This is a genomic window from Pseudomonas fluorescens (genome assembly GCF_902497875.1).
Lineage (GTDB): Bacteria > Pseudomonadota > Gammaproteobacteria > Pseudomonadales > Pseudomonadaceae > Aquipseudomonas > Aquipseudomonas fluorescens_BR.
The window spans coordinates 20,081-44,330 of the sequence record NZ_CABVHY010000006.1 but is presented as its reverse complement, the minus strand read 5'-3'; the positions used below and the strand labels follow the sequence as shown (position 1 = coordinate 44,330).

The 24,250-nt window shown below is 59.6% G+C and carries 25 protein-coding genes; 17 read left to right on the top strand and 8 right to left on the bottom strand.

Annotation, left to right across the window (positions count from 1 at the left end; translation table 11 throughout):
- Nucleotides 1–41 precede the first annotated feature (41 nt).
- From ftsX to ftsY, 3 genes are read right to left on the bottom strand one after another with little or no spacing between them, the layout of a single operon-like run.
- A complete protein-coding gene (gene ftsX, locus F8N85_RS07265; protein WP_150802977.1) occupies nucleotides 42–1,064 on the bottom strand; it encodes a permease-like cell division protein FtsX in 1,023 nt (340 codons plus the stop codon).
- The gene (ftsE, locus tag F8N85_RS07260) at nucleotides 1,061–1,732 is read right to left on the bottom strand and encodes a cell division ATP-binding protein FtsE (protein ID WP_150802976.1); all 672 of its coding nucleotides are present in this window, start codon (nucleotides 1,730–1,732) and stop codon (nucleotides 1,061–1,063) included. The genes ftsX and ftsE overlap by 4 nt, the downstream gene beginning before the upstream one ends.
- The gene (gene ftsY / locus F8N85_RS07255; protein WP_150802975.1) at nucleotides 1,729–3,306 is read right to left on the bottom strand and encodes a signal recognition particle-docking protein FtsY; all 1,578 of its coding nucleotides are present in this window, start codon (nucleotides 3,304–3,306) and stop codon (nucleotides 1,729–1,731) included. The genes ftsE and ftsY overlap by 4 nt, the downstream gene beginning before the upstream one ends.
- Here ftsY and F8N85_RS07250 point away from each other — a divergent pair.
- The 8 genes from F8N85_RS07250 to F8N85_RS07215 all read left to right on the top strand — a co-directional run bounded on the left by F8N85_RS07250 (nucleotide 3,305) and on the right by F8N85_RS07215 (nucleotide 10,325).
- On the top strand, nucleotides 3,305–3,451 hold the full coding sequence (locus tag F8N85_RS07250; RefSeq protein WP_191636134.1) for a hypothetical protein: 147 nt from the start codon (nucleotides 3,305–3,307) through the stop codon (nucleotides 3,449–3,451). The two genes, ftsY and F8N85_RS07250, sit on opposite strands and share 2 nt — an antisense overlap.
- Before the next feature lie 202 nt (nucleotides 3,452–3,653).
- Entirely contained in the window at nucleotides 3,654–5,009 is a 1,356-nt protein-coding gene (locus F8N85_RS07245) for a M16 family metallopeptidase (RefSeq protein WP_150802974.1), read from the top strand.
- The gene (locus tag F8N85_RS07240; protein WP_150802973.1) at nucleotides 5,002–6,492 is read left to right on the top strand and encodes a M16 family metallopeptidase; all 1,491 of its coding nucleotides are present in this window, start codon (nucleotides 5,002–5,004) and stop codon (nucleotides 6,490–6,492) included. The genes F8N85_RS07245 and F8N85_RS07240 overlap by 8 nt, the downstream gene beginning before the upstream one ends.
- A complete protein-coding gene (gene rsmD / locus F8N85_RS07235) occupies nucleotides 6,492–7,112 on the top strand; it encodes a 16S rRNA (guanine(966)-N(2))-methyltransferase RsmD (protein WP_150802972.1) in 621 nt (206 codons plus the stop codon). Before F8N85_RS07240 ends, rsmD begins: the two co-directional genes overlap by 1 nt.
- Before the next feature lie 57 nt (nucleotides 7,113–7,169).
- The gene (locus F8N85_RS07230) at nucleotides 7,170–8,174 is read left to right on the top strand and encodes a hydrolase (protein WP_150802971.1); all 1,005 of its coding nucleotides are present in this window, start codon (nucleotides 7,170–7,172) and stop codon (nucleotides 8,172–8,174) included.
- Nucleotides 8,174–9,004, top strand: coding sequence for an AraC family transcriptional regulator (locus F8N85_RS07225; RefSeq protein WP_150802970.1), 831 nt, complete (start codon nucleotides 8,174–8,176; stop codon nucleotides 9,002–9,004). Before F8N85_RS07230 ends, F8N85_RS07225 begins: the two co-directional genes overlap by 1 nt.
- A 275-nt stretch (nucleotides 9,005–9,279) precedes the next feature.
- Entirely contained in the window at nucleotides 9,280–9,999 is a 720-nt protein-coding gene (locus F8N85_RS07220; RefSeq protein ID WP_150802969.1) for an AzlC family ABC transporter permease, read from the top strand.
- Nucleotides 9,996–10,325 carry an AzlD domain-containing protein gene (locus F8N85_RS07215; RefSeq protein ID WP_150802968.1) on the top strand — a complete coding sequence of 110 codons (330 nt, stop codon included), beginning with the start codon at nucleotides 9,996–9,998 and terminating at the stop codon, nucleotides 10,323–10,325. Before F8N85_RS07220 ends, F8N85_RS07215 begins: the two co-directional genes overlap by 4 nt.
- Nucleotides 10,326–10,445: 120 nt before the next feature.
- Here F8N85_RS07215 and F8N85_RS07210 read toward each other — a convergent pair whose 3' ends face one another.
- Together F8N85_RS07210 and F8N85_RS07205 are read right to left on the bottom strand one after the other, a co-directional pair.
- A complete protein-coding gene (locus F8N85_RS07210) occupies nucleotides 10,446–11,300 on the bottom strand; it encodes a sulfurtransferase (RefSeq protein WP_150802967.1) in 855 nt (284 codons plus the stop codon).
- 33 nt (nucleotides 11,301–11,333) lie between these two features.
- Nucleotides 11,334–12,005, bottom strand: a complete 672-nt coding sequence (locus tag F8N85_RS07205; RefSeq protein ID WP_150802966.1) for a TetR/AcrR family transcriptional regulator — start codon at nucleotides 12,003–12,005, stop codon at nucleotides 11,334–11,336.
- A gap of 146 nt (nucleotides 12,006–12,151) precedes the next feature.
- Between F8N85_RS07205 and F8N85_RS07200 the strand changes: the two genes are divergently transcribed.
- From F8N85_RS07200 to F8N85_RS07180, 5 genes are all read left to right on the top strand, one after another.
- Nucleotides 12,152–13,582 carry a coniferyl aldehyde dehydrogenase gene (locus tag F8N85_RS07200; protein WP_150802965.1) on the top strand — a complete coding sequence of 477 codons (1,431 nt, stop codon included), beginning with the start codon at nucleotides 12,152–12,154 and terminating at the stop codon, nucleotides 13,580–13,582.
- Nucleotides 13,583–13,609: 27 nt separating this feature from the next.
- The gene (locus F8N85_RS07195; RefSeq protein WP_150802964.1) at nucleotides 13,610–14,155 is read left to right on the top strand and encodes a twin-arginine translocation pathway signal protein; all 546 of its coding nucleotides are present in this window, start codon (nucleotides 13,610–13,612) and stop codon (nucleotides 14,153–14,155) included.
- 62 nt (nucleotides 14,156–14,217) lie between these two features.
- On the top strand, nucleotides 14,218–15,813 hold the full coding sequence (locus F8N85_RS07190) for a GMC family oxidoreductase (RefSeq protein WP_150802963.1): 1,596 nt from the start codon (nucleotides 14,218–14,220) through the stop codon (nucleotides 15,811–15,813).
- A 115-nt stretch (nucleotides 15,814–15,928) separates the two neighbouring features.
- On the top strand, nucleotides 15,929–16,408 hold the full coding sequence (gene coaD, locus F8N85_RS07185) for a pantetheine-phosphate adenylyltransferase (protein ID WP_150802962.1): 480 nt from the start codon (nucleotides 15,929–15,931) through the stop codon (nucleotides 16,406–16,408).
- Between the two features lie 133 nt (nucleotides 16,409–16,541).
- Nucleotides 16,542–16,793 (top strand): YfhL family 4Fe-4S dicluster ferredoxin, encoded by a 252-nt coding sequence (locus F8N85_RS07180; protein WP_150642285.1) that lies wholly within the window; start codon nucleotides 16,542–16,544, stop codon nucleotides 16,791–16,793.
- Between the two features lie 249 nt (nucleotides 16,794–17,042).
- Here F8N85_RS07180 and F8N85_RS07175 read toward each other — a convergent pair whose 3' ends face one another.
- From F8N85_RS07175 to F8N85_RS07165, 3 genes are read right to left on the bottom strand one after another with little or no spacing between them, the layout of a single operon-like run.
- Nucleotides 17,043–17,378: a multidrug transporter gene (locus tag F8N85_RS07175; protein ID WP_150802961.1), complete on the bottom strand. Its 336-nt coding sequence runs from the start codon at nucleotides 17,376–17,378 to the stop codon at nucleotides 17,043–17,045.
- Between the two features lie 55 nt (nucleotides 17,379–17,433).
- The gene (mutM, locus tag F8N85_RS07170) at nucleotides 17,434–18,246 is read right to left on the bottom strand and encodes a bifunctional DNA-formamidopyrimidine glycosylase/DNA-(apurinic or apyrimidinic site) lyase (RefSeq protein WP_150802960.1); all 813 of its coding nucleotides are present in this window, start codon (nucleotides 18,244–18,246) and stop codon (nucleotides 17,434–17,436) included.
- A 30-nt stretch (nucleotides 18,247–18,276) separates the two neighbouring features.
- Nucleotides 18,277–19,092 carry an HDOD domain-containing protein gene (locus tag F8N85_RS07165; protein WP_191636136.1) on the bottom strand — a complete coding sequence of 272 codons (816 nt, stop codon included), beginning with the start codon at nucleotides 19,090–19,092 and terminating at the stop codon, nucleotides 18,277–18,279.
- Between the two features lie 207 nt (nucleotides 19,093–19,299).
- Between F8N85_RS07165 and F8N85_RS07160 the strand changes: the two genes are divergently transcribed.
- From F8N85_RS07160 to F8N85_RS07145, 4 genes are all read left to right on the top strand, one after another.
- Nucleotides 19,300–20,496: a class I SAM-dependent rRNA methyltransferase gene (locus F8N85_RS07160; protein ID WP_150802958.1), complete on the top strand. Its 1,197-nt coding sequence runs from the start codon at nucleotides 19,300–19,302 to the stop codon at nucleotides 20,494–20,496.
- A gap of 420 nt (nucleotides 20,497–20,916) precedes the next feature.
- A complete protein-coding gene (locus tag F8N85_RS07155) occupies nucleotides 20,917–21,996 on the top strand; it encodes a SagB family peptide dehydrogenase (RefSeq protein WP_150802957.1) in 1,080 nt (359 codons plus the stop codon).
- Entirely contained in the window at nucleotides 21,993–22,970 is a 978-nt protein-coding gene (locus F8N85_RS07150) for a diiron oxygenase (RefSeq protein ID WP_150802956.1), read from the top strand. The genes F8N85_RS07155 and F8N85_RS07150 overlap by 4 nt, the downstream gene beginning before the upstream one ends.
- Entirely contained in the window at nucleotides 22,963–24,168 is a 1,206-nt protein-coding gene (locus F8N85_RS07145) for a multidrug effflux MFS transporter (protein WP_150802955.1), read from the top strand. Before F8N85_RS07150 ends, F8N85_RS07145 begins: the two co-directional genes overlap by 8 nt.
- Nucleotides 24,169–24,250 lie beyond the last annotated feature (82 nt).

Genomic DNA, 24,250 nt, shown 5'->3' with positions numbered 1-24,250 from the left:
GTTCCCTAGAAAGCTGAAAAGTCAATACAAGCAAAAAGACATTATTTCGGCGCAAGCTCCCGAAGGTGGCGTGCTACCGCAATCCATGCACCGATATACCCCAACAGGACCGCGCCAAGCAAGAGTGACAGACCGTCGGCGACTGGCACACCGGCCAGCGCGAAATCACTGCCATACAATCCGGCCAGCCCGACTACCGCATCGTTCAACCAGTCGAGGCCGAACGCCAGTAAACCCCAGGAAAAAATCCCCGCACCGAAGCCATACAGCGCACCCATATAGAGAAAGGGCCTACGCACATAGCTGTCAGTGCCGCCGACCAGTTTAATCACTTCTATCTCGGTGCGGCGGTTTTCAATATGAAGACGAATGGTATTGCCTATCACCAAAAGTAATGCAGAAACCAGAAGCACGGTTAAACCGAAGACAAAACGGTCGCCCAGCTTGAGGATCGCTGCCAAGCGCTCGACCCAGACTAGATCAAGTTGTGCCTGTTGTACCTTCGGCAGCTCGGAAAGTCTTTGTCTTAATGCTTCAAGGGCCGGCTTGTCGACTTCGTTCGGCGTCACCAGGACTACGCCTGGCAACGGATTCTGCGGCAGCTCCTTGAGCGCCTCGCCCAGCCCGGACTGCTGCTGGAACTCTTCCAGGGCCTGGTCGCGACTGATGTATTCGGCTTGCGCGACACCCGGCAGGCCCTTGATCTGTTCACGCAACTGCTCACCTTCGGTGGTGCTGGCATCGAGTTGCAGGTACAGAGAAATCTGCGCCGCACGCTGCCAGGAACCGCCGAGGCGTTCGACGTTGCTCAGCAAAAGTGACAGCCCCATCGGCAAGCTCAGGGCAACCGCCATCACCAGGCAGGTAAAAAAACTGCCGATCGGCTGTTTACCCAGGCGACGCAGGCTGTCCAGCATGCTGGCCCGATGACTTTCAATCCAGGCACGCAGCAAGGTGCTGAAGTCCGGGCCGTCGTCCTCGTCGCGTTTTTTCTTCTGCGGTTGCGGGTCGGCGGCTTTGGGCGCCACACGCTCGGAAACTTTCGGACTGCGTGTCGCACTCATACCCCGGCCTCCCCGTCGCCGATCAACCGGCCACGCTGCAGCGTCAGCATGCGATGGCGCATGCGGGCAATCAGCGCAAGGTCGTGACTGGCAATCAGCACGCTGGTGCCCAGCCGGTTGATGTCTTCGAATACACCCATGATTTCTGCCGCCAGACGCGGGTCGAGGTTACCGGTCGGTTCGTCCGCCAGCAGCAACGCCGGGCGGTGAACGATGGCGCGGGCGATGCCGACGCGCTGCTGTTGACCGGTGGACAGATCGCCAGGGTACAGATCGGTCTTGTCCGAAAGCGCCACACGCTCCAGGGCCGAATCCACGCGCTTGGTAATCTCAGCCTTGGACAGACCGAGAATCTGCAACGGCAAGGCGATGTTGTTGAATATAGTACGGTCGAACAGCAACTGGTGATTCTGGAACACCACGCCGATCTGCCGACGCAGGAAAGGAATCTGTGCGTTGCTGATCTGGCCCAGATCCTGACCGGCCAGCAGCAGTTTACCGGTGGTCGGACGTTCCATGGCCAGCAACAGTCGCAGCAAGGTGCTTTTACCGGCGCCGGAATGGCCGGTGACAAACAAGAACTCGCCCCGACGGACTCGAAAGCTCAGCTCATGCAAGCCGACGTGACCGTTCGGATAGCGCTTACCGACCTGTTCGAAACGAATCATGAACGCTCCCGTTCGGCAAACAGTGCCTGGACAAAGGGTTCAGCTTCAAAAGTACGCAAATCATCGATGCTTTCACCGACACCGATGTAGCGAATGGGCAGGCCAAATTGCTTGGCCAGGGCAAAGATCACCCCGCCTTTGGCCGTACCGTCGAGCTTAGTCAACGCAAGACCGGTCAGCTCGACTGTCTGATGGAATTGCTTGGCCTGGCTGATCGCGTTCTGACCCGTACCGGCGTCGAGCACCAGCAGCACTTCGTGCGGCGCATCGGCGTCGAGCTTACTAATGACCCGGCGAACCTTTTTCAGTTCTTCCATCAGGTTGTCTTTGGTGTGCAGGCGACCGGCGGTGTCGGCGATCAATACGTCAATGCCACGGGCCTTGGCGGCCTGTACCGCGTCGAAGATCACCGAGGCGGAATCAGCCCCGGTGTGCTGGGCGATCACCGGAATCTTGTTGCGCTCGCCCCATACCTGCAACTGCTCGACTGCCGCAGCGCGGAAGGTATCACCGGCTGCGAGCATGACCTTCTTGCCTTCGAGCTGCAGCTTCTTCGCCAGTTTGCCGATGGTGGTGGTTTTGCCGGCGCCGTTGACGCCGACCACCAGAATCACAAACGGCTTGTTCTGCGAAATGATGTTCAGCGGCTTCTCGACCGGTTTGAGCATGGCCGCGAGCTCGGCCTGCAGGGATTTGTACAGCGCATCGGCGTCGGCCAGCTGTTTGCGTGCGACTTTCTGGGTCAGGCTCTGGATGATCACCGAAGTCGCTTCGACTCCGACGTCAGCAGTCAGCAGACGGGTTTCGATGTCTTCGAGCAGTTCGTCATCGATCAGCTTCTTGCCGAGGAACAGGCTGGCCATGCCCTCGCCGATGCTGGCGCTGGTCTTGGACAGGCCTTGTTTGAGGCGAGCAAAGAAGCCGACTTTGTTTTCTTCGCTGCTGGCGCGGGCCGGTTCGACGGTTACGGGCGATGCGACCGGCGCAGCGGGCACTGGCGTAACAGGTGTAACAACAGGAGCAACAGGTGCAACAGGTGCAGCAACAACCGCTGCAGCCACGGGTGCAGGCGCTGGTGTCGGGACCGGTTCCGGAACCACAAATGCAGCAATCACTGCCTCTGGAACATCGGGCTCGGCAATTATCGTTTCCGCTGTCACCGGCTCGACCACTGCAACCGGCTCGCTCACCAGCAGCTGTACCGCTTGCTGAATTTCTGTCGGCGCAGGAATCGGCGGGGTGATATGCGGCGCCAGTTCATCTTCGACCAGCCCGACCGGCTCTTCCGCCACCGGCAGAACCAGCCACGGCTTAGGCTCGGCATGCGCGATCGGCGCTGGTGCGACAGGCTCAGGCTCGGCTACCGGCTGAAGGACCGACTCGGCGACAGGCAAAACGATCGGAGCGGGTACTTCTACCACCGGTGCGGCGTCAACCGGCTCAGGGGTAGGCTCAGGATTGGCTTGCGGCTGTTCGACGACGGTTTCCTGCGGCTTTTTGCGCAGCCATCCGAACAGGCCTTTTTTCTCGCCAGCCGCAGCTGGGGTCTTCTTGTCGTCGTTGGAACCAAACATGGATGACGGCTATCTCAAGGTAGCGACGCGCCAATGTGGCGCCTCGGCAAATAAATATTCGATGCAGAACAGACTGTTTTTTACTCAGCTTGTTCACGCGCAACATTTTGTCGAGGTGCTTATCGGCACCTCAAAGGTCGACTAAATACGAAGGACTGGAACGGCATCGTCGGCGAAAACCCAGAGTTTAGCTGACAAACTCAAAGCTTCTGCCGGAAACTCATACAACCTGCTGACCGATCAAAGGCCTGATAGGCGTGGCCGCCAGTAAAATCGATCAGTATCCTAGCACCCTCTCGCCCGCCGACGCTAAGACCAAGCGGGCAGCCCAACAGGTTTAAAAACGAATGAATGCTCTAGCCCGCCGCGCCGCAGGCCTGCTGTTCAGCACAGTTTGTCTGCCCCTTTCAGCATTGGCTGCCGATCCACAACCCACCCATGAGTTCACCCTCGACAACGGCCTTAAAGTGGTCGTGCGCGAAGACCATCGCGCGCCTGTTGTGGTTTCGCAGGTCTGGTACAAGGTCGGTTCCAGCTATGAAACCCCGGGCCAGACCGGTTTGTCCCACGCTCTGGAACACATGATGTTCAAGGGCAGCGAGAAAGTCGGCCCCGGCGAAGCCTCATTGATCCTGCGCGATCTGGGCGCGGAAGAGAACGCCTTCACCAGCGACGACTTCACCGCGTACTACCAGGTACTGGCCCGCGACCGCCTGGCCGTGGCCTTCGAGCTGGAAGCCGACCGTATGGCCAGCCTGCGCCTGCCGGCCGACGAGTTCAGCCGCGAGATCGAAGTGATCAAGGAAGAGCGCCGCCTGCGCACCGACGACAAACCCATGTCCAAGGCCTACGAGCGCTTCAAGGCCATGGCCTACCCGGCGAGCGGCTACCACACGCCGACCATCGGCTGGATGGCTGACCTGGACCGCATGAAGGTCGAGGAACTGCGCAACTGGTACACGTCCTGGTATGTGCCGAACAACGCCACGCTGGTGGTGGTCGGCGACGTGACCCCGGATGAGGTCAAGACCCTGGCTCAGCGCTACTTTGGCCCGATTGCCAAGCGCGACGTACCGCCGGCGAAGATCCCGATGGAACTGGCCGAGCCCGGCGAACGCCAGATCACTCTCCACGTGAAGACCCAGCTGCCCAGCTTGATGCTCGGTTTCAATGTGCCAAGCATTGCCACCGCTGTGGACAAGCGCTCGGTGAATGCCCTGCGGCTGATCTCGGCCCTGCTCGACGGTGGTTACAGTGCCCGCATCCCGACCCAACTGGAGCGCGGCGAAGAGCTGGTCTCCGGCGGTTCGTCGAGTTACGACGCCTACACTCGCGGTGACAGCCTGTTCACGCTCTCCGCAACCCCCAACTCGCAGAAAAACAAAACCATGGCCCAGGCCGAGGCTGGTTTGTGGCGCCTGCTCGAGCAGTTGAAAACCACCGCGCCGACGGCTGAAGAGCTGGAACGGGTCCGCGCCCAAGTGATCGCCGGCCTGGTCTACGAACGCGATTCGATCACCAGCCAGGCCACCGCCATCGGCCAGCTGGAAACCGTCGGCCTGTCCTGGAAACTGATGGACACCGAGCTCGATGAGCTGCAAAGCGTGACCCCGCAAGATATCCAGAACGCCGCCCGCACTTATTTCACCCGCGAACGTCTCAGCGTTGCGCATGTATTGCCCGAGGAGACCGCCCATGAGTGAGCGCAAAAAATCACGCCTGGCCCTGATCGGCCTGGTACTCGTCGCACTGATCGGCTCGCTGGGTTTCTACCTCAGCCGCCCGAACGAATCCGATGCCAGCCAGGCACTGGACAAGGCTAAAGCCAGCAAGAAGCTGCAATCATTGGCCGAACTGGATGGCAAGGCGCCTGGCCGCCGCGCGCTGGACGTACAGACCTGGAAAACCGCCGAAGGCGCCAAGGTGCTGTTCGTTGAAGCCCGTGAATTGCCAATGTTCGACATGCGCCTGACCTTTGCTGCCGGCAGCAGCCAGGATGGCACTGCGCACGGCCTGGCATTGCTGACCAACGCCATGCTCAACGAGGGCATCGCCGGCAAAGACGTCGGTGGGATCGCCGAAGGTTTCGAAGGCCTGGGGGCAGATTTCGGCAATGGCGCGTTCAAAGACATGGCCGTCGCTTCGCTGCGCAGCCTGAGCGCGGTGGATAAACGCGAACCGGCCCTGCAGCTGTTTACCGAAGTGGTGGGTAAACCGACCTTCCCGGCCGACTCGTTGGCGCGAATCAAAAACCAGATGCTCGCCGGTTTCGAATACCAGAAGCAGAGTCCCGGCAAACTGGCGAGCCTTGAGCTGATGAGTCGTCTGTACGGCGATCATCCTTACGCCCACTCCAGTGATGGCACAGCGAAAAGTGTTCCACCCATCAGCCTCGCTCAGCTAAAGGCGTTCCACGCCAAGGCCTATGCCGCCGGCAACGTGGTGATCGCGTTGGTCGGTGATCTGTCGCGCGCCGAAGCCGAGGTCATTGCCGCACAAGTCTCCGCTGGACTGCCAAAAGGTCCGGGGATGGCCAAAATCGAACCGCCGGTTGAGCCCAAGGCCAGCATCGGCCATATCGAGTTCCCGTCCAATCAGACCAACCTGATGCTCGCGCAACTGGGCATCGACCGCGACGATCCGGACTACGCGGCACTGTCTCTGGGCAATCAGATCCTCGGCGGTGGCGGTTTTGGTACGCGGCTGATGAGTGAGGTCCGCGAGAAGCGTGGCCTGACTTACGGCGTATACTCCGGTTTCACCCCGATGCAGGCTCGCGGGCCGTTCATGATCAACCTGCAGACCCGCGCCGAGATGAGCGAAGGCACGCTGAAACTGGTCCAGGACGTTCTCGCCGATTACCTGAAAACCGGTCCGACCCAGAAAGAACTGGACGACGCCAAGCGTGAACTGGCCGGCAGCTTTCCGCTGTCCACCGCCAGCAACGCCGATATCGTCGGGCAACTGGGCGCCATGGGTTTCTATAACCTGCCGCTCAGCTATCTCGAAGACTTCATGCAACAGTCCCAGAGCCTGACCGTCGAGCAGGTCAGGACCGCACTGAACAACCATCTGAACACCGACAAGATGGTCATTGTCAGCGCTGGTCCGACCGTGCCACAAAAGCCGTTACCGGCCCCTACTGATAAACCCGCCGAGCAGCCGCTCGGGGTTCCGGAGCATTAATGGCAAGCCCATCGCGTCCCAGCAAGAAACCGCTGCACAACGTCCATAACGGCGTTAACCAATTGCGCATCATCGGCGGCGAATGGCGTAGCCGTCGCCTGAGCTTCCCCGACGCTCCGGGCCTGCGCCCGACGCCGGACCGGGTCCGCGAAACCCTGTTCAACTGGCTCGCGCCGTACGTCGCCGGGGCCAAAGTGCTCGACCCGTTCGCCGGCAGTGGCGCGTTGTTCCTCGAAGCGTTGTCCCGTGGCGCCGCCATGGGCCAGGCGCTGGACAGCAGCAACATCGCCGTGTCCAGCCTGCGCGAGCACCTGGGGACCCTGCGCTGCACCACCGGCCAGGTGCAGACCGCCGACGCCTTGCGTTATCTGGAAAGCCAGCCGGCGACGGCGTTCGACCTGGTATTTCTCGATCCGCCGTTCAACCAGAACCTGCTGCCCGTCGTCTGCGCGCTGCTCGAAGAGCGCCAGTGGCTGGCCGACAACGCCTGGATCTATACCGAAAGCGAAACTGCGCCGTCGACCCTTGGCCTTCCGGCCAGCTGGCGCCTGCATCGGGAACAAAAATCCGGGCGGGTCTACTATGCATTGTGGCAACGTATGGCAGAGACAGCCGGTTAATCGACCGGCCTGAAAAAGGTGCGTACCCAGGTACGCACCGCTGCATCGAGAACAACCGTGCCCACACCGCCAGATCGTTTCACCCCTGCCCTGGGCCTGGGCAACCCGCACCTGCAAACCTTGTGGGGCCCGTTGTGGCGCAAAACCACCCATCTCGATCGACAACGTGAACGGCTGTGGCTTGAGGACGGCGATTTTCTCGACCTCGACTGGCTTGGCCCCCATAGCCTCGATGCGCCTTTGGTGCTGGTATTGCACGGCCTGACTGGCTCCTCGAATTCGCCCTACGTGGCCGGACTGCAAAAAGCCCTTGCAGCTCAGGGCTGGGGCAGTGTGGCCCTGAACTGGCGCGGCTGCTCCGGGGAACCCAACCTGCTGCCGCGCAGTTATCACTCCGGCGCCAGTGAAGACCTCGCGGCAGCCATCAGCCATTTGCGCGCCCAGCGACCCTTGGCACCGTTGTATGCGGTTGGCTATTCGCTGGGCGGCAACGTGCTGCTCAAGTATCTGGGGGAATCCGGCGACCGCAGCGAACTGCTGGGCGCGGTGGCGGTTTCGGTACCCTTTCGTCTCGACCAGTGCGCCGATCGTATCGGCCAGGGATTTTCAAAGGTCTATCAGGCGCACTTCATGCGCCAGATGCTCGCCTATATCAAAAACAAGCAGCGGCAATTCCACCATGATGGCCGCCGCGAAGGCCTGGCGACTCTGGCGCAACTGGGCTCGCTGGACAACATGCGGACCTTCTGGGATTTCGACGGCCGGGTCACCGCACCACTGAACGGGTTTGTCGATGCGCAGGACTATTACCGGCGTGCTTCCAGTCGCTACTTTCTCGGCGCCATCCGCACGCCGACCCTGATCATTCAGGCCGCTGACGATCCTTTCGTCTTTCCCCACAGCCTACCGCAAACCAGCGAGCTGTCGCCGACCACACAATTCGAATTGCAGGCCCGGGGTGGGCATGTCGGTTTTGTCGATGGAACCTTGCGCACTCCTGGCTACTACCTGGAGCGCAGGATTCCGCAATGGCTGACTGGCGCGGGCCTCAGGGAGCACTAATGAAGCTTGAGGGTGAGTCGGTCCGTTTCTGGCAAACCGCGCCGCTGGCCGGCGTCGAGTTATTGGCCGCCCGCTACATCGAGCAGCGTTTTGTGCCCCATGTGCATGACGGCTATGTCATCGGCCTGATCATGGCCGGCGCCCAGCGTTATCGCTATCGCGGCGCAGACCACCTGGCGGGTAGCGGAACCCTGGTGCTGATCAACCCGGACGAATTGCACACGGGCCATAAAGGCACTGATGACGGTTGGTTGTACCGGGCGTTTTATCCCGACAATGAGCAGATTCTTTCGCTACTGGCCGAACTCGAACTACCGGCCAACAGCCTGCCTGCATTCGGTGCCACGCTCTATCGCGATCCGGATCTGGTCGACGGTTTCTGCCAATTGCACCGATTGCTGGAAAGCCCGGCCTCGGCGCTGCAACAGCAAACGGTCTGGCGGGAAATGATGTTGTCGTTGCTGCAACGCCACGCTGGCGTGTCGACGCCCGATAAACCCGGGCGGGAACATCGGGCAGTCGCCCAGGCCAAGGAACTGCTGCAGTCTCAGCTGGCCGCACCGCCATCCCTCGAAGAACTGGCCACTGCGGTCAACCTGTCACCCTTTCATTTCGCACGAGTGTTCCGCCGCGCCACGGGCATGCCGCCACATACCTGGCTGATGCAGCAACGGATCGCTCGAGCACGGGCGCTATTGCGCGACGGCTGCCTGCCGCTGGAAGTGGCGACACAATTGGGCTTCGCCGACCAGAGCCATCTGAGCCGGCAGTTCAAACAGGTCTATGGCGTCGGCCCGGGGGCTTATCGAAATGCCCGGCAGTTACCGTAGGTCTACGGCCAGATGATTAATTGTGGCGAGGGAGCTTGCTCCCGGCCGGCCGGGGACGCGTCCGTCCGCGAAGCGGCCGTAAAGCCGACCGCTGAGTCTTACCAGACAAAACGCGATTGCAGATTTTAGGACTGCTACGCAGCCCAGCGGGGCAAGCTCCCTCGCCATAGACAGGTGCTCGGCATAAGGGCTGCGATCTTTTAGGTTACAGCGCAAGATCGTTCAAGACGGACTCAACCCGACTGCCTAAGATGCGGGCAATAAGGAGAGTCTCGATGACCCGCAAACAGCTTTTTTCCCGAGGTATCCGCGACAGCTTTGCCATGGCCGTGGGCATTCTGCCCTTCGGGCTGATCTTCGGCACACTGGCTGGCTCCGCCGGCCTGACGTTATGGCAGGCAGTCGGCATGTCGCTGTTCGTCTATGCTGGTTCCGCGCAATTCATCGTCATCAGTCTGTTCGGCGTGGGCGCCAGCGCCGTGGTAATTTTGCTGACGACCTTTATCGTCAACCTGCGCCACGTGCTCTACAGCGCCACTCTGCAGCCCCACGCCAGCCAGTTGCCGCAGCGCTGGCGGGTGTTGCTGGCGTTCTGGTTGACCGATGAAACCTTTGCCGTGGTCCAGCGTTTCTATCTGCTGCACGGTGATCGGCCGCTGGCGCACTGGTATTGGGTGGGCGTGGCCAGCTCACTGTACGCCTGCTGGGTACTCAGCTCGCTGGTTGGGGTGTTGTTTGGCCAGGCCGTGCCGGATCTGGCCAGCTGGGGCCTTGAGTTCGCCATGCTGGCGACCTTTATCGGCATCGTCGTGCCATTGCTACGCAACAAACCGCAAGTGGCTGCAGCCTTGGCGGCGGGTGCCGTGGCGCTGATGACTTACAGCTGGCCCTACAAACTCGGGTTGATGGCCGCCGCGTTCAGCGGAATTGCCGTCGGCGTCGTGCTGGAGCGCCAGCAATTGGCGATGCGCTCGGAAAAGGAGCTGCACCCATGAGTTACTGGTGGCTGATTTTCGGCATGGCGACCATCACTTTCGTTCTGCGCTACAGCTTGTTCGCCTGGCCAAACCTGAGTTTCCCGCCACTGGTGCGCCAGGGTTTGCATTACGTGCCGACTGCAGTGCTCACTGCCATTGTGGTGCCAGGCATGCTGCTGCCCGATGGCGAGCATTGGGCGCTGAACCTCAGTAATGCGTATTTGCTGGCCGGGCTGGCAGCGATTGCCATTGCCGCGTTGACCCGGCATTTGCTGGCGACCATTGGCGGCGGGTTGCTGGTGTTCTTTCTGTTGCGCTGGATGATGGGGCAGTTGCCCATTTGATCCGGTGATGGCCGAAAAGATCGCAGCCTGCGGCAGCTCCTACAGGGTACGCGGTCGGCGTAGGAGCTGCCGCAGGCTGCGATCTTTCACTGCACACTCAATATGAAAGCGGACCCGGCATCAATCGCCTTTGGCAACCCCACGCGTGGGATCGGTAATCCACTCACTCCACGATCCCGCGTACAAACCGGCCAACGGATAGCCCGCCAGGCACAACGCAAACAGGTTATGGCACGCCGTCACGCCGGAACCGCAGTACGCCACCAGCTCACTCGGTGAACGGTCACCCAGCTTCGCGGCGAAACGTTGTTTGAGCTGCTCGGCTGGCAAAAAGCGTCCGTCGCTGCCCAGGTTTTCACTGAATGCCGCGCATTGTGCGCCGGGGATATGCCCGGCTACGGGGTCGATCGGCTCCACCTCGCCACGAAATCGCGGCTCGGCGCGCGCATCGAGCAAGGTCAGGGTTGGCCGGCCGAGGCGCTTTTGCAGCTGTTCGGCACTCAATAGCAGCGAGTTATCGGGTGTGCCGGTAAAGGTGCCAGGCGGGGTGCCAGGCGCGTCCAGGCTCAATGGCAAGCCCGCCGCATGCCAGGCTTTCAATCCGCCGTCGAGGATAAACACTCCGTCGCGCTTGCCCAGCCAGGCCAGCAGCCACCAGGCGCGCGCGGCAAAGGCACCAGGGCCGTCGTCATACAGCACGACTTCGCTGTCGGCATTGATACCCCAGGCCTGCAAGCGCTCAATCAGCTTTGCGGGATCCGGCAGTGGATGACGCCCGGTCACGCCCTTGATCATCCGGTCACTGAGATCACGCTCCAGATCGGCGAAGGAAGAACCGGCGATATGCCCTTCGGCATAACTGCGCTGGCCGTAGTCCGGGTCTTCGAGGGCAAAACGGCAATCCAGAATCACCAACCCGTCCTGCTCCTTTTTCAGGTCCAGAGCTTGAGGGCTGATCAATTGCGCAATGGGCATAGCGGGCTCCCGTGATGAGGTCAGAGGTTAATCCTACTGCACTTCTTCCAGTGCCTGCGCCAGTGGCACATAAAACTCCTCGAATAACGCATTCACCGCGTCCCGCGCCTGGTCCGTGACAAATCCGGCTTCCAGCACCAGCACCTGGTAAACACCTCGCTTGATGGCCTCTTCACTCAGATGCGTGGAATTTTCCCGCGTGGTGCAGAGAAAACGCACCCAGGAAGTCAGGATGATCCAGGCGTTGAGGGTAAGAGATTCGATCTGGACCTTGTCCATTCGCAGAATGCCGGCCTCGACGAAGCCCTCATAAATGGCTCCACCCTGAATCAAACAACGCTGGGAAAAGCGTCGATAACGGTCAGCCAGCTCCGCATCGCTGTCGAGCAGGTGTTCGAGGTCCCGATGCAGGAAGCGGTAGCGCCACATCGCGGCGAGCAGCGCTTGCAGGTAATAGCGCTTGTCTTCGACGGTGGCAGCGCGGCCTTGGGGTGGACGCAAAAAACTGTCGACCAGGCTTTCGTATTCACTGAACAGCACGGCGATGATCGCCTGCTTGTTGGGAAAGTGGTAGTACAGGTTGCCCGGAGAAATTTCCATGTGGGCGGCGATATGGTTGGTGCTGACGCTGCGTTCGCCCTGCTGATTGAACAACTCCAGGCTGTTCTGGACGATGCGCTCGCTGGTTTTTATCCGTGGGGCCATGGGCTTGGGCTTTAATTCAGAGTGCGTTGCCGAACATCTTACGACCTATCCCGGATCGGATAAATCAAAGCTGTCGAGGGATGTCATTTGACTTTTTAGAGCATAGACTCTAAAACCCCAATCACTCAAATAAAAAGGAGCCGTCCATGTCTGCCGATATTGCCTACCTGCAAGACTCTCAACCGCAACTGGACGAGCTTCACCGCCTGTTTGCCGCCCAACGCCAGGCCTACGCAGGCAACCCGATGCCGCCGGCAGCGCAACGCCAGCAGTGGCTCAAGGCCCTGCGTGAAGTGTTGAGCGACGAACGCCAGGCATTGATCGACGCCATCAGCCAGGACTTCAGCCATCGCAGCGCCGATGAAACCTTGCTCGCCGAGCTTATGCCCAGCCTGCACGGCATCCGCTATGCCAGCAAACACCTCAAAGACTGGATGAAAGCGTCCCGGCGCTCGGTGGGTGCGGCCTTCCAGCCGGCCTCGGCCAAGGTCGTCTATCAGCCGCTGGGCGTGATCGGGGTGATTGTGCCGTGGAACTATCCACTTTACCTCGCCATCGGCCCTTTGGTCGGTGCGTTGTCCGCCGGTAACCGGGTGATGCTCAAGCTCAGCGAGTCGACGCCAGCCACCGGGCAGTTGCTCAAGCAATTGTTGGCCAGGGTCTTTCCAGAAGACCTGGTCTGTGTGGTGTTGGGGGAAGCCGAGATCGGCATGGCCTTTTCCAGACTGCGCTTCGATCACCTGCTGTTCACCGGCGCCACCAGTATTGGCAAACATGTCATGCGCGCGGCAGCGGAACATCTGACTCCGGTGACCCTCGAACTGGGCGGCAAGTCCCCGGCCATCGTTTCCGCCGACGTGCCGCTCAAGGATGCGGCTGAACGCATTGCCTTCGGCAAGACCCTGAACGCTGGACAAACCTGCGTCGCCCCGGATTACGTGCTGGTACCGGAGGACCGGGTGGGCAGCTTCGTCGAAGCCTATCGCAAGGCCGTTCGCGGGTTTTATCCGAAACTCGCCGATAACCCGGACTACACCGCCATCATCAATGACCGGCAACTGGCGCGACTCAACGGCTACCTCAGTGATGCCACCAGCAAGGGCGCGCTGCTGATCCCGCTGTTCGAACAGAACCAGGGCCGGCGCATGGGCCACAGCCTGCTGCTGAACGTCAACGACGAGATGACCGTGATGCAGGACGAAATCTTTGGCCCGCTGCTGCCCATCGTGCCCTACAAGGGTCTGGATCAGGCCTTTGCCTACATCAACCAACGGCCGCGTCCACTGGCGCTTTACTACTTCGGTTACGACAAGGCCGAGCAACGTCGGGTGCTCGACGAGACTCACTCCGGTGGCGTTTGCATCAACGACACCCTGCTGCATGTCGCTCAGGACGACCTGCCGTTCGGCGGCATCGGCGCATCGGGAATGGGCCATTACCACGGCCATGAAGGTTTCCTGACGTTCAGCAAGGCCAAGGGCGTACTGACCAAGCAACGGCTGAACGCGGCGAAGTTGATTTATCCGCCTTACGGCAAATCCATCCAGAAACTGATTCAAAAGCTGTTTATTCGCTGACCATACTGCCGTCGGGTAATAACAATAATGATCCCAAGCCTGTCCGAATCACCCGAGCTGTCTCGCCGCGGCCTATTGAAATTCAGCCTGTGCGCCAGCGCCTTCCTGGCCACCGCCGGGCTTGGCGCCAGCCTCAGCGGTTGCTCGGCCGGCACTGTGGCCAGCGGTTTTGCGATTCTGCGCAGCAGTGACCTGGCATTTCTGCGAGCGCTGATTCCGGTGATGCTCGAGGGCGCCGCGGCTGCCGAGAAGATGCCCGCCGCCATCGACGGCACCCTGCAAAGCCTGGATCGCGGCCTTGATCACCTGTCGCCGGAAATGCTCAAGCTGACCCGGCAGCTGTTCGACGTGCTCGGCATGCCTGTCACCCGTGGGCCGTTGACCGGTGTCTGGGGCAGTTGGGAGAACGCCAGCGCCGATGATATCCGGCACTTTCTCAAGCGCTGGGAAAACAGCTCGCTGAGCCTGCTGCGCATGGGCCACAGCTCGATTTTGCAGTTGATGATGATGGCCTGGTACGGCCGCGCGGAGTCGTGGGCGCATTGCGGGTATCCGGGGCCGCCCAAGGTTTGAGAGTGCGGCGCTCCATTCGCGGGCAAGCCCGCTCCCACAAAACAAAAACAAGAGAACCTTAAATGCCCGTACCTGATCTGTTTCGCGAGGGCCTGGCCCGTGGCTGGAAAACCCGGGACGGTTCGCAACTCGAGCAGGACCTGACGCTGGAAGCGGATGTGGCGATCATCGGCAGCGGTGCCGGTGGCGGGACCACGGCGGAAATTCTCAGTGCCGCCGGTTACAAGGTGCTGCTGATCGAAGAAGGCCCGCTCAAGACCAGCAGCGATTTCAAGATGCTCGAAGACCAGGCCTACGCCAGCCTCTATCAGGAAGGCATCGGGCGCATGAGCAAGGACGGCGCCATCACCATCCTGCAAGGCCGTGCGGTCGGCGGCACGACGCTGATCAACTGGACCTCGAGCTTTCGCACCCCGGAGCCGACGCTCGAACACTGGGCCAAGGAACACCAGGTCAAAGGCCACAGCCCTGCCGAGATGGCACCCTGGTTCGAAAAAATGGAGCAACGCCTGGGCATCGCACCCTGGATCATGCCGCCCAACGCCAACAACGATGTGATCAAGAAGGGTTGCGAAAAGCTCGGCTATGGCTGGCATGTGATCCCACGCAATGTTCTCGGCTGCTGGAACCTCGGCTACTGCGGCATGGGCTGCCCGACCAACGCCAAACAGTCGATGCTGGTGACCACCATTCCGGCGACCCTGGAAAAAGGCGGCGAGCTGTTGTATCTGGCCCGCGCCGAGCGCCTGCTGATCAAGGACGACAAGATCAGCGGCCTGCACTGCATAGCCATGGATGCGCGTTGCGTCGCGCCAACCGGGCGCAGCATTACCGTCAAGGCGCGGCACTATGTGCTGGCCGGTGGCGGCATCAACAGCCCGGCCTTGCTGTTGCGCTCCGAGGCGCCTGACCCCCATCGGCGGCTCGGCAAACGGACCTTCCTGCACCTGGTGAACATGTCTGCCGGACATTTCGACGAGGTGATCAATCCGTTCTACGGCGCGCCTCAATCGATTTATTCCGACCACTTTCAATGGCAGGACGGCACCACCGGCAAGATGTCCTACAAACTGGAGGTACCGCCACTGCACCCGGCGTTGGCCAGTACCTTGTTCGGCGGTTTCGGCACAGACAACGCCCTGCGCATGGAACAGCTGCCCCATACTCACGCCATGCTCGCGCTGCTGCGAGATGGCTTCCACCCGGACAGCCCCGGCGGCGGCGTCGAGCTTCGCGGTGACGGCACACCCGTGCTCGACTACCAGGTTTCAGCCTATGCCTGGGACGGTTTGCGCCGGGCCTTTCACAGCATGGCCGAAATCCAGTTTGCTGGAGGCGCCAGGCAAGTCATGCCCCTGCACAACGATGCGCATTTTGTAAAAACCCTGGCCGAAGCCCGTACGCTGATCGACGGTCTGAGCCTTGAGTTGTATCGCACGCGCCTGGGCAGTGCTCACGTGATGGGCGGCTGTGCCATGGGCGAAGAACCGAAAAATGCCGTCTGCGACAGCCTCGGCCGGCATCATCAGCTGAGCAATTTGTCGATCCATGATGGCTCGCTGTTCCCCACCAGTATTGGCGCCAACCCGCAGCTGTCGGTCTACGGACTGACAGCGCAACTGGCGACTTCACTGGCAGAACGTTTAAAAAACTCGTGAAAAAGCACACTATTCGTACTGTCTATAGTGCTTTCTTACTTTAAAGGCGACTTGGCCGACCGGGACGGCTGCGATACCATCCGATTCCCCAACGGACTCCCGCCAGGACGACGCGATGAACCGAGTGTTGTACCCAGGTACCTTCGACCCTATTACCAAGGGCCATGGCGATCTGGTCGAACGCGCCGCGCGCCTGTTCGACCACGTGATCATTGCCGTCGCCGCCAGCCCGAAAAAAAACCCGTTGTTTCCCCTGGAACAACGAGTGGCGATGGCCCGCGAGGTCACCAAACATTTGCCGAACGTCGAAGTCGTCGGCTTCTCCACGCTGCTTGCGCATTTCGCCAAGGAGAAGGACGCCAATATCTTTCTGCGAGGGCTGCGGGCGGTATCGGACTTCGAATACGAGTTTCAGCTGGCCAACATGAACCGTCAGTTGGCGCCGGATGTGGAAAGTCTCTTCCTCACCCCGTCGGAGCGTTATTCGTACATCTCCTCGACGCTGGTTCGGGAAATCGCGGCCTTGGGCGGCGATATTGCCAAGTTCGTCCACCCTGCCGTCGCTGATGCGCTGACACTGCGGTTCAAGAAGTAACGCAGATAGGCTGCCTAAGGCTGCAATTTTTTTGCAGTCCATCGCGCCCGCGTGCACTGCGGGCGCCAATGCGGCACAATTGTGCGCATTAGTTTTCAGATGCCTGGGCCAGCCGCCCCGGCAGGAGTGCCCCATGTCCCTGATCATCACCGACGATTGCATCAATTGCGACGTCTGCGAACCCGAGTGCCCGAACGCTGCCATCTCTCAAGGTGAAGAGATCTACGTGATCGACCCGAACCTGTGCACCCAATGCGTCGGTCATTACGACGAGCCGCAGTGCCAGCAGGTCTGTCCGGTCGACTGCATCCCGCTGGATGAAGCCCATCCGGAAACCGAAGAACAGCTGATGGCCAAGTACAAGATCATTACTGGCAAGGTGTAAGTTTCGGATGATGGTGGCGCCTGCCAGGCAGCCATCGCGAGCAAGCCCCAATGCCGGTCAGTCAAGACCCTTACGCGAACCGTAGCAGCTGGCGAAGCCTGCGTTCGGCTCGGTCCGCGCTCGGGCGCAGCAGTCGTAAATCCTGCATGCACGGCTTGTCTGAAATACCGCAGTGCCTGTTTTACGACTGCTGCGCAGCCGAACGCAGCCTTCGGCAGCTGCTACGGGGGCCAGCAGCCACACCCTCAATCACTCCCGCTGGCCATACCCCTCTCCGGTACACCCCAGGCAGCGCGCAAATGCCGCTTTGCCCGGATCGAGCACCAGCGCCTGGCCGGCCTCGCCGATCCCACCGCCAAACGCAGTAAACGGCAACGACACCACAAACACCCCCGCCCCGATGACGGTCGCCACCACCAGCAATGGCCGGGCAATCAACAGGTCGCCGATCATGGCGAAGGCCGGCGGGTTCTCAATGGTGTAACTCGGGTCGCCACTGCCGTTTCCAGAAGAGGCCAAGGCCGGCGATGTTTGCAGGCCCAGGCTCAAGGCCAGCGCAACAGCGAGGGTGGGAAACAGCTTCATGGCATGGTGTCCTTCAGCAAACAAACAAAGACTCACTATAGACCTTGAGGTCGACTCAGCTCTGGCAACGTGGGCAATAGACGCTGGCGCGCTGTCCCAGGCGAACCTCTCGCAGACCCGTACCGCAGACTTTGCAGTGCTCATTGCCACGGCCGTAGACGAACAATTCCTGCTGGAAGTAGCCGGGCTGACCGTCGCCACCGATAAAGTCGCGCAAGGTCGTACCACCGCGCTCAATGGCATGGGCGAGGATGCGCTTGATCTCGATCGCCAGCTTCAGATATCGCGTCCGGGAAATGCCCTTGGCCTCGCGTCGCGGATCGATGCCGGCCGCGAATAGCGCTTCAGTCGCGTAGATGTTGCCTACGCCAACCACCACGGCGTTATCCATGATGAAGGGTTTCACCGCCATCGAGCGCCCGCGGGAAAGCTGGAACAACCGCTCGCCGTCAAACAGATCGGTCAGCGGCTCGGGGCCCAGGCGGATCAACAGCGCGTGATTGAGTGGATCGAGACTCCAAAGCATCGCCCCGAACCGCCGAGGGTCGGTGTAGCGCAACGCCAGGCCCGACTCCAGCTCGATATCCACATGTTCGTGTTTGGCCGCCGGCATGCCGACTTCTACCAGGCGCAAATTCCCCGACATGCCTAAATGGCTGATCAGCGTCCCGACCTCGGCATTGATCAGCAGGTATTTGGCCCGCCGATCGACCTTCACGATACGTTGCCCGGACAGGCGCACATCGAGGTCTTCCGGAATCGGCCAGCGCAAGCGCCGGTCACGAACGATCACGCGGCTGACGCGCTGGCCTTCCAGGTGCGGGGCAATACCGCGCCGGGTGGTTTCGACTTCAGGTAATTCAGGCATGGCGCTCTCAGGTCAGAAAATAACCGACGCTCAACGGTGAGCGCCCAACTCGCGAATCGACTCTTTGAGGTTCTCGAAGTCGTAGTCCGAAAGGCCGACATAATCGAGCACCAGGTGGCTGATGCTGTTCCACTCATGGTCATCGATCTGATTGCCCAACACCCGGTACGAGGCACAGATGTGTTCGGCCATTTTCAGAATCGCCAACAGGTTCTTCAACTGATTATTACGCGACGATTCATCGCTGAAGATAGCCAGCGCATTGTGGTGATTGGCGATGGCATCGCTCACGTGGTCCGGCAAGCGCCACGACTTCGCGGTGTAGTAGCCGACCACCGCATGATTGGTGTTGAACGCGCGATTTTCGGTGTCCACCACGCGGCATTGCGCGCCCGCACCCGCATAAGATTCTTCAAGAACGCTCATGTAGTTGGGGAAGCGCTTGAGCATCAGCGGCACCCCGCAATCATGAAACAACCCCAGGGCATAGGCCTCATCGACCGCTTGCGAGCCAATGCGCTTGGCCAGGGTCAGGGAGGTCATTGCCACATCCTGGGCGGTATCCCAGAAACGGTTCAGCGTGAGGATGGTGTCGTCGTTCATCTCGCCCTTGATCGACTGGGCGTTGATCAAATTGATAATCGAGCGGCTGCCCAACAAGTTCACCGCGCGTTGTATCGACGCGATCTTGTTGCTCAGCCCGTAATACGGCGAGTTGACGATCTTCAGCAACGCACCGGAGAGGCCTGGATCCTGGGCAATCAACCGAGCGATGACTTCCAGATCCGGGTCCGGCATATACTGCTCCATCTGCAAATCCACCATGATTTGCGGTTGAGGCGGCACGCTGATGCCTTGCAGGCTCTGTTGAATCTGTTCGGGGGAAAGCTCTTGGGACATAGGTACACACTCTGGGCTAGGTGGCGATTCTAACCTTTATAAAGTCCGATCCGACACCTCCAAAACCCGAAGCGACGCCGGGCTTTCATCGGCCTGCGCGGCCATTCCCTACACAACAGGCTATACTCCCGCTCTTTTTTCCGGAGCGACGTCATGTCCCTGCCAAGCCTGCGCCTCAAAGCCAACGCCGATCGTCGCCTGCGCAACGGCCACCTGTGGGTCTACAGCAATGAAATCGATGTAGCCGCCACTCCACTGCACGGCTTCAAGGCGGGCGATCAAGCGATTCTGGAAGCTGCCGGCGGCAAGCCGCTGGGCATCGTCGCCATGAGCCCAAACAACCTGATCTGCGCACGTTTGCTGTCCCGGGACATCAAGTTGCCGCTGGACAAGTCGCTGCTGGTGCACCGCCTCAACGTGGCCCTGTCCCTGCGCGATCGGCTGTTCGACAAGCCATTCTATCGTCTGGTCTATGGTGACTCCGACCTGCTGCCGGGCCTGGTGGTCGACCGTTTCGGCGACATCCTGGTGGTCCAGATCGCCTCGGCGACCATGGAAGCCCATAAAGACGACGTGATCGCTGCGTTGACTCAGGTCATCAAGCCAAGCGGCATTCTGTTCAAGAACGACTCCGCCGCCCGTGATGCCGAAGGCCTCAATCGCTATGTCGAAACCGTCTTTGGCCTGGTGCCGGAGTGGGTGGCCCTGGAAGAGAACGGCGTGAAATTCGAAGCGCCGGTCATCCAGGGACAGAAAACCGGCTGGTTCTACGACCACCGGATGAACCGCGCGCGTCTGGCACCTTATGCCAAAGGCAAGCGCGTTCTCGATCTGTACAGCTACATCGGCGGTTGGGGCGTGCAAGCGGCCGCGTTCGGCGCCAGTGAAGTGTTTTGCGTCGACGCTTCGGCCTTCGCCCTCGACGGCGTCGAGCGCAACGCTGCGCTGAACGGTTTTGCCGAAAAAATCACCTGCGTCGAAGGCGATGTCTTCGAAGCCCTGAAAGAGCTGAAAGCCAGCGAAGAACGCTTCGACGTTATCGTTGCCGACCCGCCGGCGTTCATCAAACGCAAGAAAGACATGAAAAACGGTGAAGGCGCCTACCGTCGTCTGAACGAGCAAGCCATGCGCCTGCTCAGCAAAGACGGCATCCTGGTCAGCGCTTCGTGCTCCATGCACCTGCCCGAAGACGACCTGCAAAACATCCTGCTGACCAGCGCCCGTCACCTGGACCGCAATATCCAGATACTGGAGCGTGGCGGTCAGGGACCGGATCATCCGGTGCATCCGGCGATTGCCGAGACGCGTTACATCAAGAGCATTACTTGCCGACTGCTGCCAAACAGCTGATTACACCGGTTTGACGGGGAGCCAGCCGGCTCCCCGTTCTATACTATTTGGTATTGAACTCACCAACTTCTTACTCCAGCAGTCTTACTGACCTGCAGGACGTTTCTCTGTGTCTTTTATTTTAGATAACAGAGTTTACAAGACAGCCCCAAGATCCCTCCTACAGAATTACTGGAAAATTCCTACCAAGTATTTCCTTGATAATAGTTCGTTACAAACTATGATTGAGTTGTCACCACGAAGTGGCACTCGCTATCAATTACAAGGAGTTCCAAACATGAAAGCAATTACTCTGGAAGCTAACACCATCGCCAACCTGGCTTTTCTGGTTGCCCCAAAAGTCCGTTAAGTAAATGAAGCGCTGGGGAGTGCCGGCTACCCAGTGTTTTCTATGGTACTGTCCAGAGCGAACCGCCCATCATGTATATAAACCCCTACCTATTCATACTTCCTAGTACTCCTGGTCAAATAGTTTGGGATTACAAGAACCACAAACAATTCGAATTGAATCTTGAGTATTCAACCCGTCTCGCACAGCTTATCGACAACCCCGAAGAGTTTGATGACCGCAACATAGTAGACACGCAGCTTCTGAGCGCAGGGATATTGACAACATCTATACCAGACACTATCGAATGGGGCTGGGATGAACTATCGAAAATATTCCATATCGGCACCAAGAACATTCCTTGCGAACATATCCCCCAAAATACCCATGAATGGTCGAAACACTATCTGGACCATTGCACAGAAGTACTGACTACACCCGCGCCGGACCCCCGACTCGCGGAATGCCTGGCAAGCGAGCTGCTTATGCTGCCAAAACCCTCCTGCCTGCCAGAAGGCTCTCTTGCAAAAGCCCTGATCGACCGAAAAACCTGCCGTGCCTTTACGGGTGAAACCGTTTCCCTCGAAGAGCTTGGCACACTGCTTTACCTGTCTCTCGGTTACTTGCATGAGCGCGAAAATGACGTCGACGAAACCATTGTCGAAGGTCTTGGCGCACGACGCAGCAGCCCCTCCGGCGGCGGACTGAATGCCTGCGAAGGCTTTCTTCTGGTGCAAAACGTCAATCGACTGAAGCCCGGTGTTTACACCTACCACCCTGCCGAACACGCCTTGAGCTATGTGAGCCCGCCCCCTGACTCTCCTCTGGGTCAAATTCTCTGCGGCCAACACTTCATCAATAACCTGCCAGTAGGCCTATTCATCACCAGTCGATTCGACAAACTGTGGTGGAAATATGAGCACTCGCGGGCCTACCGCATGGCTTACGTCGAGGCGGGTCATATTTCCCAGACCTTTCAACTGGTGGCCACCTCACTGGGACTGAGCACCTGGTTGACCGGCGCATTGGCGGACGATCAGGTCGAAACGCTGCTGGGGCTCGATGACAGCGCGGAACAACCGTTGTTTTTTGTCGGCTGCGGCCAGAGCGACGGGCAAGTGATGTGCAAGGAGTTAAAAGCGCTGTTAAACGAGCGGGAGCAGGAACAATGACTGAGCCCCTCATCGACCAAGCGTCGGCCCCCGACTTCTGGGCCCATCGTTTCACCCTCTGTGACTGGAACGCCCGCGCCTCGGTGCGAACCAGCAAGCACACTTATTTATTGCCATCGGATCTGGAGCGGCAACTGGAAACCAGGCACTGGTTCCCGCCAGCTTTCCTGCCTTATCTGAATCACCCTGCAATCAAGGAAGCAGGTAGAGCGATCGTCCATCGATTATCAGCCAACCATCTGGTGTATTTCCTCGACTACACCACCCTGCTCGAACATCGCATCGTCAACCGATCCGTCGAAGCCATCGTCCATGACGAACTCGGTGTTTGCGTTCCCCTACGGATGAAAACGGCCGCGTTGCAGCTCTACACCGATGAGGGTTATCACGCGCTGTTCTCCAATAGCCTCGCCGAGCAGATTGCTGACTTCTATGGAATGACCGATCGGCCGGTCATGCCCCAGCGGATAGCCCGACTGAACACCCTGCTTGACCGCACGCCTGACAAACACAAGGCGCTGGCGTTGTTTCTGGTCGGTTTCGTTTCAGAGACGATTATCGCCAAGGAACTGCTCGACGTTTGTCGCGACGTATTGGTGTGCAGTGCCCAGGAAATGCTCAGGGACCACCTCGCCGACGAGGCGCGACACAGTCGCTATTTTTCCGAAGTGTTCCATTATTTGTGGCTACACCTGAGCAGCGATCAACGCCCTTTCGCCGCCAGAGTGATTTTGGAGATTCTCCTGATTTTCTTTGAAGTCGATGAGCGCTGGCTGAGGGAAAGCCTGCGCAGCGCCAGCGTGGCCGAGACAGCTATCGCGCAAATCCTCTGTGATCTGGCAGGCCCTCACGCATGTCTCCTGCGCGCCCGATCAGGCGCCGGCGCCACGCTGCAAGCATTGAAAAAGGCGGGATTCTTCGAGCTGCCTGCCAACCGGCAACTTTTCTCCAAGGCAGGGCTGGTCGATGAATGAAGGAAAATCTGCTGTCAGTATCAAAAAACGTCGAGCGGCGATCATCTTGCTGATGACCATGGTGCTGCTCGGGGTCTTCCCCCTTGATGTCCTGCTACCATCCTTCCCGGCGCTGGCCGAACACTTGCGGACCACACCGGCCGACATCGCCTTCTCCATCAGCCTGTTTGCCATCGGCATTTCCCTGTCTCAACTACTGATCGGGCCACTCTCGGATGCTATCGGGCGCAAGGGTCTGCTGCTGGCCGGAATGGCGGTCTCGATCATCGGCGCGGTGGGTTGCGTCCTGTCAACCGAGTACGCCTGGTTCCTGATGTTCCGGTTGGTTCAGGCCATCGGCTGCGGTTGTTTCGTACTCTCACAGGCACTTGTTCAGGACCTGTTCGACGGCAAGGAGCGCGATCAGTTGCGGATCCTGATGGTCACCGCCAGCGGGATTTTCATTTCTGTTTCGCCACTGCTGGGCACCCTGCTGCAACAAGTACTGGACTGGCCCGGGAGCTTCATTGCCTTTATTGCTTTGGCCGTCGCCGTATTTCTGAAGGCCTGTTTTTTTCTTGAAAACCAGCGGCCCGTCACAGCCCCACGCCAGAGCATCATCCATTCATACCGAATGGTCTGTCGCGACGCCGGTTTCCTCGGCTATTGGCTGATCGCAGCGATTGCATTCACCTGCCACTTTTCCTTCATTGTCATCTCGCCGCTGATCTTCATGGAGCAGTTGCAGCTTTCGCCGTACGAGTTCTCACTGACCCTGCTGCTCTATGGTGCGGCCTACATCATCGGAGGTGTCGTCGCTCGAGTGCTCGCCACCCGGATCACGCCCAACACACAGATTATCGTGGGCCTTGGCCTGATCTTTTTCTCGGGGCTGGTGATGCTTTTGTTCTCAAGCCTGTTGGGGCTTTCGACTCTGACGGTGTTGATCCCGATGATCATCTGCACCGCTGGCACGACCATCGCCCGCCCGGTCGCAACATCCAACGCCATGGAGGTGTTCCCGGACAACGCTGGCACTTCGGCGTCGGCCGGGAATACGCTGATTTTTATCTTCGGTGGTCTGATCAGCGCCTTGATCAACCTCAACGAAAGCAATCTGCAAATAACCCTGGCACTAAGTTTCCTGCTGCTGAGCACTGCAGGCATTGGTCTAAATGCGTTGATCACACGGCAGCACCAGGTGCTGAATCCCGAGTGATAGTTGCCAGTCGTCATCCCACACGCTCCGTCAGCGCCTGACAAACACTTCCCGGCATTCCCTCCTGACGCCAGCCGTGTAG

What these genes read in the sequence shown, in the direction of transcription:
- F8N85_RS07245 (WP_150802974.1), top strand. Translation starts at nt 3,654, where the DNA reads ATGAATGCTCTAGCCCGCCGCGCCGCAGGCCTGCTGTTCAGCACAGTT.
- F8N85_RS07150 (WP_150802956.1), top strand. Translation starts at nt 21,993, where the DNA reads ATGACTGAGCCCCTCATCGACCAAGCGTCGGCCCCCGACTTCTGGGCC.
- F8N85_RS07250 (WP_191636134.1), top strand. Translation starts at nt 3,305, where the DNA reads ATGGATGACGGCTATCTCAAGGTAGCGACGCGCCAATGTGGCGCCTCG.
- ftsX (WP_150802977.1), bottom strand. Translation starts at nt 1,064, where the DNA reads ATGAGTGCGACACGCAGTCCGAAAGTTTCCGAGCGTGTGGCGCCCAAA.
- coaD (WP_150802962.1), top strand. Translation starts at nt 15,929, where the DNA reads ATGAACCGAGTGTTGTACCCAGGTACCTTCGACCCTATTACCAAGGGC.
- ftsE (WP_150802976.1), bottom strand. Translation starts at nt 1,732, where the DNA reads ATGATTCGTTTCGAACAGGTCGGTAAGCGCTATCCGAACGGTCACGTC.
- ftsY (WP_150802975.1), bottom strand. Translation starts at nt 3,306, where the DNA reads ATGTTTGGTTCCAACGACGACAAGAAGACCCCAGCTGCGGCTGGCGAG.
- F8N85_RS07175 (WP_150802961.1), bottom strand. Translation starts at nt 17,378, where the DNA reads ATGAAGCTGTTTCCCACCCTCGCTGTTGCGCTGGCCTTGAGCCTGGGC.
- F8N85_RS07180 (WP_150642285.1), top strand. Translation starts at nt 16,542, where the DNA reads ATGTCCCTGATCATCACCGACGATTGCATCAATTGCGACGTCTGCGAA.
- F8N85_RS07190 (WP_150802963.1), top strand. Translation starts at nt 14,218, where the DNA reads ATGCCCGTACCTGATCTGTTTCGCGAGGGCCTGGCCCGTGGCTGGAAA.
- F8N85_RS07210 (WP_150802967.1), bottom strand. Translation starts at nt 11,300, where the DNA reads ATGCCCATTGCGCAATTGATCAGCCCTCAAGCTCTGGACCTGAAAAAG.
- F8N85_RS07160 (WP_150802958.1), top strand. Translation starts at nt 19,300, where the DNA reads ATGTCCCTGCCAAGCCTGCGCCTCAAAGCCAACGCCGATCGTCGCCTG.
- F8N85_RS07205 (WP_150802966.1), bottom strand. Translation starts at nt 12,005, where the DNA reads ATGGCCCCACGGATAAAAACCAGCGAGCGCATCGTCCAGAACAGCCTG.
- F8N85_RS07195 (WP_150802964.1), top strand. Translation starts at nt 13,610, where the DNA reads ATGATCCCAAGCCTGTCCGAATCACCCGAGCTGTCTCGCCGCGGCCTA.
- F8N85_RS07215 (WP_150802968.1), top strand. Translation starts at nt 9,996, where the DNA reads ATGAGTTACTGGTGGCTGATTTTCGGCATGGCGACCATCACTTTCGTT.
- F8N85_RS07200 (WP_150802965.1), top strand. Translation starts at nt 12,152, where the DNA reads ATGTCTGCCGATATTGCCTACCTGCAAGACTCTCAACCGCAACTGGAC.
- F8N85_RS07220 (WP_150802969.1), top strand. Translation starts at nt 9,280, where the DNA reads ATGACCCGCAAACAGCTTTTTTCCCGAGGTATCCGCGACAGCTTTGCC.
- rsmD (WP_150802972.1), top strand. Translation starts at nt 6,492, where the DNA reads ATGGCAAGCCCATCGCGTCCCAGCAAGAAACCGCTGCACAACGTCCAT.
- F8N85_RS07225 (WP_150802970.1), top strand. Translation starts at nt 8,174, where the DNA reads ATGAAGCTTGAGGGTGAGTCGGTCCGTTTCTGGCAAACCGCGCCGCTG.
- mutM (WP_150802960.1), bottom strand. Translation starts at nt 18,246, where the DNA reads ATGCCTGAATTACCTGAAGTCGAAACCACCCGGCGCGGTATTGCCCCG.
- F8N85_RS07155 (WP_150802957.1), top strand. Translation starts at nt 20,917, where the DNA reads ATGTATATAAACCCCTACCTATTCATACTTCCTAGTACTCCTGGTCAA.
- F8N85_RS07145 (WP_150802955.1), top strand. Translation starts at nt 22,963, where the DNA reads ATGAATGAAGGAAAATCTGCTGTCAGTATCAAAAAACGTCGAGCGGCG.
- F8N85_RS07240 (WP_150802973.1), top strand. Translation starts at nt 5,002, where the DNA reads ATGAGTGAGCGCAAAAAATCACGCCTGGCCCTGATCGGCCTGGTACTC.